This is a genomic window from Chamaesiphon sp. OTE_20_metabat_361, from assembly GCF_031364565.1.
The window spans coordinates 1-12829 of record NZ_JANLWO010000542.1 but is presented as its reverse complement, the minus strand read 5'-3'; the positions used below and the strand labels follow the sequence as shown (position 1 = coordinate 12829).

Sequence of the window (12829 nt, the reverse complement as noted above, 5' to 3'; positions counted from 1 at the left end):
CCCCCGAATAAAAAAACGTCAAGAAAGGGGTGCCCGTAGGGCGGGGTGGGTAGATCTCCGCCGTAGTTACCAAATAGTTGAATGCGATTATTTACTAGCAACAGTAGCGATAACTTTCTGAGTACTTTGTTCGATCGCAGTTACCAATTTACCAACTTCTAGGGGCGTTTTTACAGGTGTTGCTGGTGGCATCGCTGCGGGCCATGCCGTGGTCAACTGCTTAAGATTGTCGGTAATTATTTTATGCTCTTCGGGACGATCTTTGGCCATCGCCGTGGCAATTTCTTTGTACAACATATTAGCATAAACGATAAAACCTCTAGAGTCCTGGTATTCGATCGCAGCTTTAATTTTGCCATCAGTAATTGCCGCACCATACTCAGAATTAGCAGTATCTAATAAGCCATTAATGACTTGTAGAACAAAGGCAGGAGATTTGCGTTGAGTTTCTGGTAATGCGGCAATTGCTCCATCGATCGATTGCATTGAGGATTTGAAATTCGTAGTCACCTTGGCATTATCTTTACCTCCAGCTTTTACGAGATCTTCAAGAGTAATCAGTGTGGTTTTAAATTCTTTGACTTTTCGCTCGGCTAGTTGGTCTGCTACATCTACATAAATTTCTTCAACTGGGTGGCCGATATGTGGTTCGGCATCTTTGACTTTGTTGAGATCGAGCAGTTCTTTAGCTACGAATAGATGTCCTTTCATCAGTCCCAATTTAACCATATAGTCAACATCTTTCTCGACGCCAGTTAAGACAATTTCTTCGGTTGTCACCATATCTTTAATCTGGTCAAATTGCTTTTGGTCGATAACTTTCTTCGACACCAACTCTTCCGGTGTTTTATAGGGACGTTCGGCTTGAATTTTATTAGATAAAGCCGGAACACCTAATTTAGCTTCAAATTTATCTAGTTCTGATAAAATCGCACTATTAATATTGATTTTTTTGCCACCACTATGTTTCATTCCAGCCATGTCTGATGTCGCAGCGGGAGTTACGGCGGGACTGGGGATAGTTGCTGTGGTTGTGGTTGTGGTGGTAGAAGGATTATTGCAGGCACTAATGACAATTGAGGCTGCACAAGCAATAATGGCTATTTTAATGTATTCTCTATTTTTCATAAAAATGGTGTCAAATATCGAGTCTTCGATTCAGGCAATTGCCAGCTAATTAGATTGGCTTATAAACTAGAGCAGAGCGATCTGCTCATTGGCAAAGCCGCTGAAGCATGGATTTCAAACTATTAAAGTAAAAATCGCTGCTATTTAGTCACCCTAATTGTGAACTTAATGAGAACTAATGTCAACTTATTTGCCATAAATTTCTATTAAGCAATTGGAATTACCTTAAATGCGCCCATACAGCCATTCTCAGCGATCGCATCTTGGTGGGGATGAAACATAAATTCGCCGGGATACTTAAATTCAAATTCCAAAATATGCCGTTCCGCCGTGCCCATCGTAATCACATCGGTGCTATGAGTGGGTTGTAGTGTCATCCCCGTCGGATATACCCGAAACATATTCGCATGGAGATGAAATGTTAAAGCGGGATCGATTTCGACCATATTTAAGACATATAGCCGAATTAATTGGTGCTGATAAATTTCGATCGGGTGCATCATATAGTAATCCGGCACCCCATTAAAAGCGTACAGCTCATTTTTGCCATCATCATTAGTATCGTACCCCCCCATCAGTAAGACCATTTCATCAGCCACCGGGCGAGGTTCGGGCGGATCGATAATCAACATTCCATACAAACCCTTCCCGATATGGCGCGTCACTGGGGCGACATGACAATGGTAGAGATGTACTCCATATGGTTCAGCCTCAAACTCATAGATCGTGCCCGTACCATTGCGAATCGGTTTGATCCCATCCATCGCGGCTGGATGAAAACCATGAAAATGCAACGAGTGAGCGTGCCCGGCACGGTTGAGAAAAGATACCCGAATCAGTTCGCCAGCTTTGGCTCTGAGCGTCGGTGCGGGTACTCGTCCGTTAAAATTCCAACTGTTAAATGACACAGCAGTATTTAACTGAAGCGTCGTATTGCCAGCTACCAATCTAAATTCCCGCACAGTCCGCCCGTTTTCCTGCTTGACGGTACCATAGTCAAAGTCCCGCAGCGTCTGCATCGGACTGAAAGTATTGCCCATCATCGGGCTATTGGTAGGGATGACGGGGATTCGCGCCGCAGCTTGGGGTTTGAGCGATTGCCAAGCGAGTGTGGCGGTAGTCAACCCCAATCCTGCCAAGCCGTATTTGAGTAACTGACGACGGTGCAGGAGCGGGTTGTGAACGAATCGTTGGCGGAGCCTTTCCAAGGGAGAATCGAGATTAGACATCAATGCTAATAATAAGTTTCAACACCTATTGAGAAAAGATCTTACCTAGTTATTATAGCCAGTGAGGAAACTATCGACATCCTGTAAAAGTAAACCGATATTGGCTCAGGTAGACAATTTAAGAATTAAGTTTTGTCGAACTAATTAACTACTCTCTGTCCTCTGAGACATAATTAATATCAGACTTGCCCGAGGACACTATATATTACTAAAATCTAAAATAGACTCAGCCGTAATCTTTGCTTGTTCGAGATGGGGAACGTGTCCGCAATTATCGATCCATTCAAGGCGAGCTTTTGGCAAACGATCGAGGAATAATTGTGCTGTTTTGACTCCTAAGATTCGATCTTGCTTGCCCCAGAGAATTAAAGTTTCTTGCTGAATTTCTGACAATCGATCGAGCAAATAACCATAGCCACCGCTCCGCGTAAATGCAATCAAAGCCTCGCGCCAATTGGGCATTTCTAAATGCAGCGCCGCGCATAATTGCGCGTCGGCGGTGGCGAAAGATCGATCGAAATAAGCTTTCTCACTGACACTTTGGCGTACTTTCGGACTCGATAGAAACTTGGTGGCTAAATTGCCTAATGGTTGAATCAGAAACTTACCCATTGCAGGTGGTTGGGTGAAGCCAGCACTATCAATCAAAACTAATTTATGGACGGCGATGGGATTATTTAAGGTAAATTCGATCGCGGCGGCACCACCCATCGAGACACCAACTAAAATAATTGGCTGTTTGATTTGAGTTTGCCAAAATGCCTCTAGATGAGTGCGAATACTTGTCGAACTAAATGGACAATCGGGCGATCTTTCGGTAAAGCCAAATCCTAAGAGATCGATCGCCCAAACTTCCCGCTCTGCTGCAATAATTGGCATAATCCGCCGAAATTCCAAGATCGAACTGTCGAATCCATGTAAAAACACGATTGGGATACCACCTGTCCCCAGACGCACATAACTACTCGCAATTGTGGCTAGCAGCAAGGATGTCAAGATATCTGTCCGCTGGATTTTACTGGCAAATTCGATCGATTCTGGCTCTGTAAGTCGCTGGGCGCTCGGGGGTAGGAAACTAGGAAACATGGATGGCTAAGAGTGCAATTGTCTTTAATTATCCTCGATCGCGGCGATCGCTCTACTACAATAGTACTAGTCAAATCAACAGACTCGATCGGAGCAGAGCATCCTGAATATGGCTATGTCTAAAACTCTTACTAATTTGGATGACTCGCTCTCACAGGTAGTCATCGAGTCGCCCGCCAATCTTAAATACTGGACAGTCCAAGAATATCACCGGATGAGCGATCTGGGTATTCTCGATCCTAGTCAACGGACTGAATTAATTGCCGGACAAATCGTACTAATGACTTCAAAAGGAACTCCCCACGTCATCACGCTTCAACTTTTAGCAACTAACATCCAAGCGCAACTTGGCACTACTGCTCTGATTCGGACTCAAGATCCGATTCGACTCGACAACTTCTCGGAGCCAGAACCAGATCTGGCGATTGTCAAAGGCAGCATCTTAGACTATGCCCAAGCTCATCCTGGTGCTGAAGATATTTATCTCGTCATCGAAGTCGCTGACTCTACACTCAAACAAGATTGTGAAGTCAAAGATAAACTCTATGCTCGATCGAGCATCGTCGAATACTGGGTGATAGATATCAAAAATCGCCAGGTGCAAATCTTCCGCGATCCTACGCCGACAGGCTACAGTAGCCAGCTAATTCTCACAGAAACCCATTCGGTGTCACCGTTGGCATTTCCGGAGATTAGCGTCGCAATCGAGTCGATTCTACCACCAGCACAATAGGTATTTCTAGATCTTGGATTTAGGCGATGACTTCAACGGTGGCTGAGCGAAGCCGAAGCCACCACGACCCCTAGATTAGTTAAAACTAATCGCCCCAGAATAAACCGAGCCGCGTTGGATGTCTAGTGTAATCACTGTGCCGCCGCGAATGCTATCTGTCGCACCCTTGACACCCACAATGACGGGAATATCCAAACGTAGTCCTAAGACCGCTGCATGACAGGTTAAACCATCATCTTCCACGACGATCGCACTAGCTTTGCGGATGGCGTCTAGATACTCGGCATTAGTTGTCTTGGTAATCAGGATATCCCCTTTATTAAAGTGAGCGACATCCTTGGCGGTGCGGGCGACGTGGGCGGCTCCAGTGACTAAACCATGTCCGATGCCGATCCCTTGTCCGAGGACAGCGGTGACGACTTCGACTTTGACGAGATCGGTAGAACCAGCAACACCTTGAGTCCCGGAGGTAATCACGACCAGATCGCCTTCATGGAGGAGATTGCTCTTTCGGGCCATCGCGATCGCCGCTTGAAAGTTGTCGCTAACGTTGGCTAAATCGAGCAGGAGCATCGGTTGCACGCCCCAAACGAGCTGGAGTCTCCGCGCCACATCAACGTGCGGTGTGACAGCGAGAATCGGCTTGGAGGGACGGAATTTGGAGACGCTGCGGGCGGTGGCTCCGGTTTTGGTGAAGGGGATAATCGCGGCGGCTCCGAGTTGTTCGGCAATGTTGCCGACGGCTTCGCTGATGGCGTTGGGAATCGATCGCTTATTGTCTTCCCAGCGTTTGGAGAGTTTTTCTTTTTCGGTTTCTAGAGCGATGCGCGCCATCGTTTGGACGGCTTCGATGGGATAGATGCCGACGGCGGTTTCATTGGAGAGCATCACCGCATCGGTACCATCTAAAATCGCATTGGCAACATCCGAAATTTCGGCGCGAGTCCCACGCGGGTTATTCACCATGCTATCGAGCATCTGAGTAGCCGTGATAATTGGAATCCCCATCCGATTGGCGGTGGAGATTAATTGTTTTTGGATTCTGGGGACTTGCTCGGCGGGCATTTCTACGCCCAAATCGCCGCGTGCGACCATTACACCGTCGCAGAGGGCAAGGATTTCTTCCATTTGTTCGATCGCTTCATGTTTCTCGATTTTGGCGATCACGGGGACTTCTTTACCCGCATTGGCGATCAGTTCTTTGATTTCGAGGATATCGGCGGGGTTGCGGACGAAGCTCAGCGCTACCCAATCGACACCTTGATCGAGTCCAAACATTAAATCGATGCGATCTTTGTCGGTAAGTGCTTTAATTGACAAGTAAACACCCGGAAAATTGACACCCTTATTATTGGATAAAGGGCCGCCGACGACTACTTCACAGTGCAACTCACTTGTCGCCCGATCGACTGCGGTGACGATCATCTCGACCTTACCATCGTCGAGCAAGATTGTCGAACCTACAGGCACTTCATCAGCGAGGGTATCGTAAGTGACCGAGCTGAGCGTTTGCGTCCCCGGCACGATCTTACTAGTTAGGGTAAAGGGATCGCCATTTTTGACCACGATCGCACCATCAGCGAATTTACCCAACCGAATTTTCGGCCCTTGTAAGTCTTGTAAAATACCGACGGGCTGCTCTAGTTCATGAGATATCTGCCTAATCAAGCGAATATTTGCCAAATGATCGTCGTGAGTACCGTGAGAAAAATTGAGCCGCAGAGTCGTCGCTCCAGCTTGAATCAATTGTTTCAGGACTTCAGGGCTACTAGTTGCTGGCCCAATGGTAGCAACAATCTTAGTTCGGCGGAGGGAATCTCGCAATTGCATGAAGTTACAGTCAAAGGAGCGAAGGATCGGATACAAGGTGGTAATCTTGGCATAGCTTATGCTTGGCGATCGGGTCGTACCACCGATCGCAGCTAACCAAGATCGCGGCTTTTGAGCAATCGGTGTCTGAATTAGTCACCGAGAACACACCAGATGGTACCACACAACCGCGATCGGTTGCAGTCGATCGAGCGATAAGTTTAGAAATTTTTTTTGAACTTATGGAGCTAGAACGCACGGATGTAATAAGATCTTTATGTTGTAACAAACAGTAGATAATTAGAGGGGAACTAGATGTCGGTTTGGAGTCGATTTTTGGGATAAATAAGATTGAGACGCAGAATCCAGATCGCGATCGATACATGAGGGTCTTTGCCTCCTGCCAATTGGCTGCTCCAAACCAACCATATCCACCACTGTCAACCGATCGCAAGCCATCATGACAATCGGCAAAACACCTCATCAGCCACCATTAATCCTGATTGTCGATGACGATGATTTGGTCAGATCGATTCTCTGTCAGAAAGTACAGGATGATGGTTATCAGGTGCAGACTGCTCGCAATGGCGAAGAAGCGTTAATTATCTACCAAGCAATTCAGCCAGACTTAGTATTGATGGATGGGGTGATGCCGGAAATGGACGGCTTTGAGTGCTGCGAGCAGCTACAACAGCTTCCTGGCGGCGATCTGACTCCAGTATTGATGATTACTGGATTAGATGATAGCGCCTCACTCGATCGGGCTTATGCTGTCGGGGCAGCAGATTATATTACCAAACCCATTCACTGGGCGGTCTTGCGTCAACGCGTCAAGCGAGTCTTGGATCAGTCGCATCTGCATCGCGCATTAGAAGCCTCGAATTTAGCCTTGCGGCAAAAATCCGCAGAACTTCAGCACCAAAATCATCTCCTCGAACAGTCCAAAAAAGCCGCAGAAGCAGCCAATAAAGCTAAAAGTGCTTTTTTAGCAGCAATGAGCCACGAGATCCGCACGCCGATGAATGGGGTGATCGGGATGACTGGATTATTACTCGATACCGATCTGACATCCCAACAACATGAGTTTGTCAGTACGATTCGTCATAGCGGCGATGCTTTATTGACGCTAATCAATGACATTTTGGACTTTTCCAAAATTGAATCGGGTAAATTAGAACTCGATTATCAACCGTTTGATATCCGCGATTGTATCGAAGAAACCCTCGATATCCTCGCTCCCAAAGCCGCCGAAAAAAATCTCGAACTTGCCTATCTGATCTACAAAAATACCCCGAGTTGGTTGTATGGTGATGTCACTCGGATTCGGCAGATTTTAGTCAATCTGATTGGTAATGGATTGAAGTTTACCAATACTGGTGAAGTGATCGTCGGCGTAACGGCAAGACAAATTAGCGTTCCCGATCGAGATCCGGTAATTACTACCGACGAGCCGACTTATGAGGTGCGGTTTGTGGTTAAAGATACTGGAATTGGCATTCCGCAAGATAAAATCGATCGCTTATTCAAAGCTTTTAGTCAAGTCGATTCTTCAACGACGCGCAACTATGGCGGTACGGGGTTGGGGCTAATTATCAGCCGGAGATTGACCGAATTGATGGATGGTAAAATGTGGGTCGAAAGCAGTGGTGATGGCGGCGGATCGAGTTTCTTTTTTACGATCGTTGCCAAGGCGGCTCCACCTTCAGCCCAATTCTGTCACAAGCAGCAGCACCAATCGACACAACTCGCAGGCAAACGCCTATTAATCGTTGAAGATAATGCCACCCATCGCAAAATATTGACTCTGCAAGCCCAATCTTGGGGGATGCACGCTCACGCGACTGAATCTGGAGCCGAAGCCCTCAAATTACTCAATTTACGCGGACATTTCGATCTGGCAATTTTAGATATGCAGATGCCCGAAATGAACGGCTTGATCCTCGCCCAAAAAATTCGCGAGTTTGTCGAATATCAACATTTGCCATTAGTAATGCTCAGCTCGGTGAGCATCAGCAAAGCGGAAATTGATGCCGCTCGCGTGGATTTTGCAGCAACTTTAAATAAACCCATTCGTCAGTTTCAATTGCAAGATGTCCTCGGACAGATCTTAACTGAAGATCGACCGCAATCCCGATCTCAATCACTCGATCGTCGGATTGCCATTCCCAAACTCAAAACGTCAAATTATGATTTCGATCGAGCGACCTTTCCATTACGAATTTTGCTCGCTGAAGACAATCTTGTCAATCAAAAAGTCGCCATCCACATGCTCAAGCGGATCGGTTATCAAGCTGATATCGTGATGAATGGTTTAGAAGTCCTCGAACGCCTTCATCAACATGCTTATGATGTGATCCTGATGGATTTACAAATGCCCAAAATGGATGGGATGGAAGCTACTCGCCGGATCTTAATAGAATTTCCCGAACATCGTTGTCCGACAATTATTGCGATGACGGCAAATGCGCTCGAAGGTGATAAGCAAGAATGTTTAGCCGCCGGGATGCACGATTATGTAACTAAGCCTGTTAAAATCGAGCAATTAGCTCATGCGTTGAGTCAGTGTCAACCATTATTGTTGTTTTAGGCTTTAGGCTTTAACGAATAGGTATTAGTCGTGTCGAGCCAGTAGGGTGGGCAGTGCCCACCAAATATGCTTCAGATACTATTTTTTTAATAATTAACTGCATTTAAATAATTAAATAACAGGTGACGAGCGGATTTATGACGGTTTTTAAGTTGTTAAATAAAGTACGTTATGTCTTTTCAGTATGAGTACACGATTCAATTTCGGGATACTGATGCGGCGGGGGTTGTTTATTTTTCCAATATTATTTCGATTTGTCATGTTGGCTATGAGGCCGCATTAATTAAATCGGGAATCGATCTCAAGCTGTTTGTGAATAACTCCGATTTTGCAGTCCCGATTACGCATGTGTCGGCTGATTTTTTGAAACCATTATATTGTGGCGATCGAGTAATTATCGAACTTACTCCCCAGTCGATCGATAGTTTTAGATTTGAAATTAAATATCGGATTTTAACTGAAGCTAGTCAAGTAGCAGCCACGGCGATAACTAAACATGTCACGATCGATCCCACGACACGCAAACGGATAGAATTACCCGTACTCCTAACAAATTGGATCGAACAGTGGAGCTAGCGTCAATCTTTACGGAATCCTCGATCTACAAGTGTATCTTTAAATAAACTGCTCTAAATTTATCTTTTGACGCTAAATGCTCTCTCCTAAATCTATCCTCACAATCGTCATCTCCACCATCGGGATTGCTTGTGCTAGTGCTGGTGTTGCTAGTGCTGAAACCATCATAACCCCTAGTTTTGAAATCAAAATTACCAGACAGTGTGCAGAAGGAAATGTCAGTTGCGATCGCGTTACTTATGTCGGCAGAGATTTAAATACAGGTAAATCGATTCGGCTGAAAGGAAGAACGGTAAATAGTAGTAATAGCTATCGGTTTCTAGGCTATGAATTTCGCAATGGTAAATATCTTTACTCGATTACAACTGATAATGTGTTACGGGTTTATCAAGGTAAAAAACTGATATTACAGGAACAAGGCACTGCTATTAATGATTGATTGATTAGTCGATAATAGTCGATCGATCGAGAAGATCGATGCGACTGCACTCATCTATCAATGTATTTATGCTCGCCATTAACCGCCAGGGATTGCGCCACAGGAATGGTGCAACAATGACAGCTTCATAGGGATTTCGCCCCGATTGCTTGACGGTAGCAATCGCCAATTCACGGGAGTACCCACGTCCGGCGATGAGCCAAGCTGCTAAAATTTGTCCCGTGCGTCCAATGCCACCACCACAATGAACGACGACGCGTGCGGATTGTCGATCGGCACGGCTGAGAAATGGTAGAATTTGGTGAAGTAGGACTTGGCGATCGACAACTTGAAAATCGGCGATCGGTGCCCAACAAATTGCATCAGATCCGAAATGCTGGCGATAGACGTTTAGTAAATCTGAATAGCGATCTAGCTGCGGTTCAGATAATAAACAGCAAACTCGGCTAATCTGCTGACTCTGCATAAACTCGATCCATGCTTGAACCTGTGCGCGAGCATAGCCAGGTCGAGCAGCACCAAACACGAACGATTCATTTGTGGTAGCGGCGGAAAAATTATACATAAGATACTTAACAATTACAATCGGGATCGAGACATGGAAACGTTGCCGAACAAAGTTATCCCCTAATTCTCTACCCGCGATCGCCGCCTAGATGTTATAGTGAGTGCCGATATCGATCCCTAATCTCTCATTCTTGGCACATGTCTACATTTCCGATCGTGCCGCATCTGAGCGGTTATTGGCAAGACGCATTTAATTTAAAGCAACACCTTCAGCAATTTTTAGATATCGATTCAAGTCAATTAGAAGCAAAGTTTGCGACTGCTTTACAAGATTTAGCCGAACTCGGACGCCGCGATTTTGATTGGGAAGATGCTAGTAAATTTTATCGCGATCGCGTGGGTGAGGCTTATTTATTTGAGTTGGCAACTTGGCATCTCACCAGTACCGATTATATCGGCGATACGCTCAAATTGATCGCCGATCGAGCAAGCGGAACTGTCTTGGATTTTGGTGGAGGTATCGGTACCCACGCGATCGCCGCAGCCTTATGTCCCGAAGTTTCACATGTTATTTATTGCGATATCAATCCAGTAAATTATAACTTTGTCAGCCATCGGATTCAACAGTTAGGTTTAGAAGCCAAGATTACTTGCTGTACCGCCTTAGATCCCACCCAAAGATTCGATACAATTACTTGTTTCGATGTGATGGAGCATCTACCAGATCCGAGCCAGCAGTTACTTCAGTTTCAGCAGCTCTTAAACGATGAGGGGAAAATGATTACTAACTGGTATTTCTCCAAAGGCTCCAACCAAGAATTCCCCTTCCATCTGGATGACCCCAAAATTATCGATCGCTTTTTTAGAACTTTACAGGTCAATTTCTTAGAAGTATTTCACCCTTATTTTATCACTACTCGCTGTTATCAAAAAATGTTGAGATAATTATGCTTATAGCCATTTTCTTGACTTTAGATCGATAGAGTAGAATCGATTGTCGATCGAATCGATCGCGCGTAAACCCTAGCTGGTGGTCAATGCCCACCCTACTGGGACGACTTTTCTATAATAATAGCTAACAACCCAATTCTCAATTCTCAATTCTCAATTAAGCAGTACCTTTAAACAGTCCTTGAGGACGGAACAATAAAGTTAATACCATTAAAATGAGCGCGATCGCCAGCTTATATTGAGAGCCAACAATCGGCACAGAAACCTCTTGAGCGATGCCGATAATAAATGCCCCAGCGATTGCGCCATAAGGATTACCAATCCCGCCCAATGTTACTGCGGCAAACATTGGCATAATCAGAAACCAACCCATATCGGGACGGACATTAGTCACCAATCCATACATTTGTCCGCCCAAACCCGTCAAACTCGCGGAAATAATCCACGTCCACAAGACAACTTGTTCGACATTAATACCCGTCACGCGCGCTAGATCGATGTCATCAGCAACCGCCCGCATCGCTTTACCAATTTTGGTATTCTGAAGTAGAAAATGCAATCCAGCGATCGCGACGAGCGCCAATCCCAGCACGACTAAATTATAGAACTTAATCTTAATCCCAAATAGATCGATCGCTTCACTCACAGGCAAATTGTACCGCTTAGCATCGCTCCCCCAAATTAATAAAATTCCATTGCGGAGAAATAATGCCAACCCAATCGAAATAATTACCAGCGTGGTAGATGTTGCGCGTACCCGCCGCATTCGCTTCCACACAACTACTTCGGTCAAGAGCGCGACGCCTACCGTCGCCACAATACCGATGAGCATCGATATCCAGATATTATTTAAAACTGGAATCGGACTCAGATTCAGCATCCAGGCGACAAATGCCCCCAAAGTCATCAAATCCCCATGAGCAAAGTTTGACAGGCGCAAGATGCCATAAGTCAAAGTCAAACCAACTGCGCCCAGGGCAATAATACTACCGAGGGCTATGCCATTTACAATCAATTGGGGATCCATATTCTGTCTATTATCGCTGGAAAGATCTTATCGTAGCTCGATTGGGGTCAGGTGGTTAAGTCGATCTGCTCACACTGTTACTAGTGGAGAGTGGAGAGTGGAGAGTGGAGAGTGGAGAGTGGATAGTGGATAGTGAATAGTGGATAGTGAATAGCCATTAGAGCAGACATTGCTAGCCTTACTGTTAAAGTAAATAACTGCCGACCTAATTCTCAATTCTCAATTCTCAATTCTCAATTAAGATGGTGCCGAACCGCGACAGATGCGATTATCCCACCAGATATTATTGGTACCCGGTCGCGTACCGTAGCTGGGTGTAACGCCGTAACTACTGCCCTGAGCGTGGCCCATTGTAGACGCGATCGAGCCGTAAAGTTTGTTGAGATTAAAACAGCGCGGATCGCAGTGTCCTTCGGGGTCAAAGTTATCTAAAGCAAAGTGAGTAGTCAGTTGGGGGAATTTGCCAGCAGCCAGAGCGGCGCGGAGATAAAGACCCAGCGCCGAGCCATACTGATTGTCCGAATAGGGTGGCGTCGGGAGGGTGGCAATGTTAGGATTCCTGGCGCTACAAGTATTTTGATTGCCACGTTCGGAACGGGCACCAACTTGGACGATCTCGGCGGCGACGCTGGATTTGACACGGCTATTGCGGACGTTGAAATAATTGCTCAAGGGCGCACAGGCGTTGCCGATGCTGGCTGCTTGACCGGGACTCGCAACCGACTTATCGCCGCTGTTGTAACGGTTACAGATCGAT

At 45.9% G+C, this 12829-nt stretch carries 11 protein-coding genes and 1 pseudogene; 5 read left to right on the top strand and 7 right to left on the bottom strand.

Translation table 11 applies throughout. The features are described from left to right. Window positions 1–87: 87 nt before the first annotated feature. The 3 genes from RMO35_RS15620 to RMO35_RS15610 all read right to left on the bottom strand — a co-directional run bounded on the left by RMO35_RS15620 (window position 88) and on the right by RMO35_RS15610 (window position 3443). Window positions 88–1128: a helix-hairpin-helix domain-containing protein gene (locus tag RMO35_RS15620; protein WP_309742249.1), complete on the bottom strand. Its 1041-nt coding sequence runs from the start codon at window positions 1126–1128 to the stop codon at window positions 88–90. Between the two features lie 206 nt (window positions 1129–1334). After that, window positions 1335–2357 (bottom strand): multicopper oxidase domain-containing protein, encoded by a 1023-nt coding sequence (locus tag RMO35_RS15615; RefSeq protein WP_309742248.1) that lies wholly within the window; start codon window positions 2355–2357, stop codon window positions 1335–1337. A 198-nt stretch (window positions 2358–2555) separates the two neighbouring features. Continuing rightward, the gene (locus RMO35_RS15610) at window positions 2556–3443 is read right to left on the bottom strand and encodes an alpha/beta hydrolase (protein WP_309742247.1); all 888 of its coding nucleotides are present in this window, start codon (window positions 3441–3443) and stop codon (window positions 2556–2558) included. A gap of 115 nt (window positions 3444–3558) precedes the next feature. Here RMO35_RS15610 and RMO35_RS15605 point away from each other — a divergent pair, with 115 nt between their 5' ends. Beyond that, complete coding sequence (locus tag RMO35_RS15605; protein ID WP_309742246.1) at window positions 3559–4176, top strand: Uma2 family endonuclease; 618 nt, start codon at window positions 3559–3561, stop codon at window positions 4174–4176. A gap of 75 nt (window positions 4177–4251) precedes the next feature. Here the strand turns inward: RMO35_RS15605 and pyk are convergent, their stop codons facing one another. Continuing rightward, window positions 4252–6006 (bottom strand): pyruvate kinase, encoded by a 1755-nt coding sequence (gene pyk / locus RMO35_RS15600; protein ID WP_309742245.1) that lies wholly within the window; start codon window positions 6004–6006, stop codon window positions 4252–4254. A 439-nt stretch (window positions 6007–6445) separates the two neighbouring features. Between pyk and RMO35_RS15595 the strand changes: the two genes are divergently transcribed. The 3 genes from RMO35_RS15595 (at window position 6446) to RMO35_RS15585 (ending at window position 9587) form a co-directional block, all read left to right on the top strand. Continuing rightward, entirely contained in the window at window positions 6446–8572 is a 2127-nt protein-coding gene (locus tag RMO35_RS15595) for a response regulator (protein WP_309742244.1), read from the top strand. A 171-nt stretch (window positions 8573–8743) separates the two neighbouring features. Then, on the top strand, window positions 8744–9148 hold the full coding sequence (locus RMO35_RS15590) for a thioesterase family protein (protein WP_309742243.1): 405 nt from the start codon (window positions 8744–8746) through the stop codon (window positions 9146–9148). 76 nt (window positions 9149–9224) lie between these two features. Next, a complete protein-coding gene (locus RMO35_RS15585) occupies window positions 9225–9587 on the top strand; it encodes a hypothetical protein (RefSeq protein WP_309742242.1) in 363 nt (120 codons plus the stop codon). 4 nt (window positions 9588–9591) lie between these two features. On the opposite strand, the gene RMO35_RS15580 is transcribed toward RMO35_RS15585, so the two are convergent. Further along, a complete protein-coding gene (locus RMO35_RS15580; RefSeq protein WP_309742241.1) occupies window positions 9592–10152 on the bottom strand; it encodes a dual specificity protein phosphatase family protein in 561 nt (186 codons plus the stop codon). 140 nt (window positions 10153–10292) lie between these two features. Here RMO35_RS15580 and RMO35_RS15575 point away from each other — a divergent pair, with 140 nt between their 5' ends. Then, complete coding sequence (locus RMO35_RS15575; protein ID WP_309742240.1) at window positions 10293–11039, top strand: class I SAM-dependent methyltransferase; 747 nt, start codon at window positions 10293–10295, stop codon at window positions 11037–11039. A 163-nt stretch (window positions 11040–11202) separates the two neighbouring features. On the opposite strand, the gene RMO35_RS15570 is transcribed toward RMO35_RS15575, so the two are convergent. Continuing rightward, window positions 11203–12072 carry a branched-chain amino acid ABC transporter permease gene (locus RMO35_RS15570; RefSeq protein WP_309742239.1) on the bottom strand — a complete coding sequence of 290 codons (870 nt, stop codon included), beginning with the start codon at window positions 12070–12072 and terminating at the stop codon, window positions 11203–11205. A 237-nt stretch (window positions 12073–12309) separates the two neighbouring features. Further along, window positions 12310–12829, bottom strand: a pseudogene (locus RMO35_RS15565) (hypothetical protein); the annotation flags it as partial.

What these genes read in the sequence shown, in the direction of transcription:
- RMO35_RS15620 (WP_309742249.1), bottom strand. Translation starts at nt 1,128, where the DNA reads ATGAAAAATAGAGAATACATTAAAATAGCCATTATTGCTTGTGCAGCC.
- RMO35_RS15615 (WP_309742248.1), bottom strand. Translation starts at nt 2,357, where the DNA reads ATGTCTAATCTCGATTCTCCCTTGGAAAGGCTCCGCCAACGATTCGTT.
- RMO35_RS15610 (WP_309742247.1), bottom strand. Translation starts at nt 3,443, where the DNA reads ATGTTTCCTAGTTTCCTACCCCCGAGCGCCCAGCGACTTACAGAGCCA.
- RMO35_RS15605 (WP_309742246.1), top strand. Translation starts at nt 3,559, where the DNA reads ATGTCTAAAACTCTTACTAATTTGGATGACTCGCTCTCACAGGTAGTC.
- pyk (WP_309742245.1), bottom strand. Translation starts at nt 6,006, where the DNA reads ATGCAATTGCGAGATTCCCTCCGCCGAACTAAGATTGTTGCTACCATT.
- RMO35_RS15595 (WP_309742244.1), top strand. Translation starts at nt 6,446, where the DNA reads ATGACAATCGGCAAAACACCTCATCAGCCACCATTAATCCTGATTGTC.
- RMO35_RS15590 (WP_309742243.1), top strand. Translation starts at nt 8,744, where the DNA reads ATGTCTTTTCAGTATGAGTACACGATTCAATTTCGGGATACTGATGCG.
- RMO35_RS15585 (WP_309742242.1), top strand. Translation starts at nt 9,225, where the DNA reads ATGCTCTCTCCTAAATCTATCCTCACAATCGTCATCTCCACCATCGGG.
- RMO35_RS15580 (WP_309742241.1), bottom strand. Translation starts at nt 10,152, where the DNA reads ATGTATAATTTTTCCGCCGCTACCACAAATGAATCGTTCGTGTTTGGT.
- RMO35_RS15575 (WP_309742240.1), top strand. Translation starts at nt 10,293, where the DNA reads ATGTCTACATTTCCGATCGTGCCGCATCTGAGCGGTTATTGGCAAGAC.
- RMO35_RS15570 (WP_309742239.1), bottom strand. Translation starts at nt 12,072, where the DNA reads ATGGATCCCCAATTGATTGTAAATGGCATAGCCCTCGGTAGTATTATT.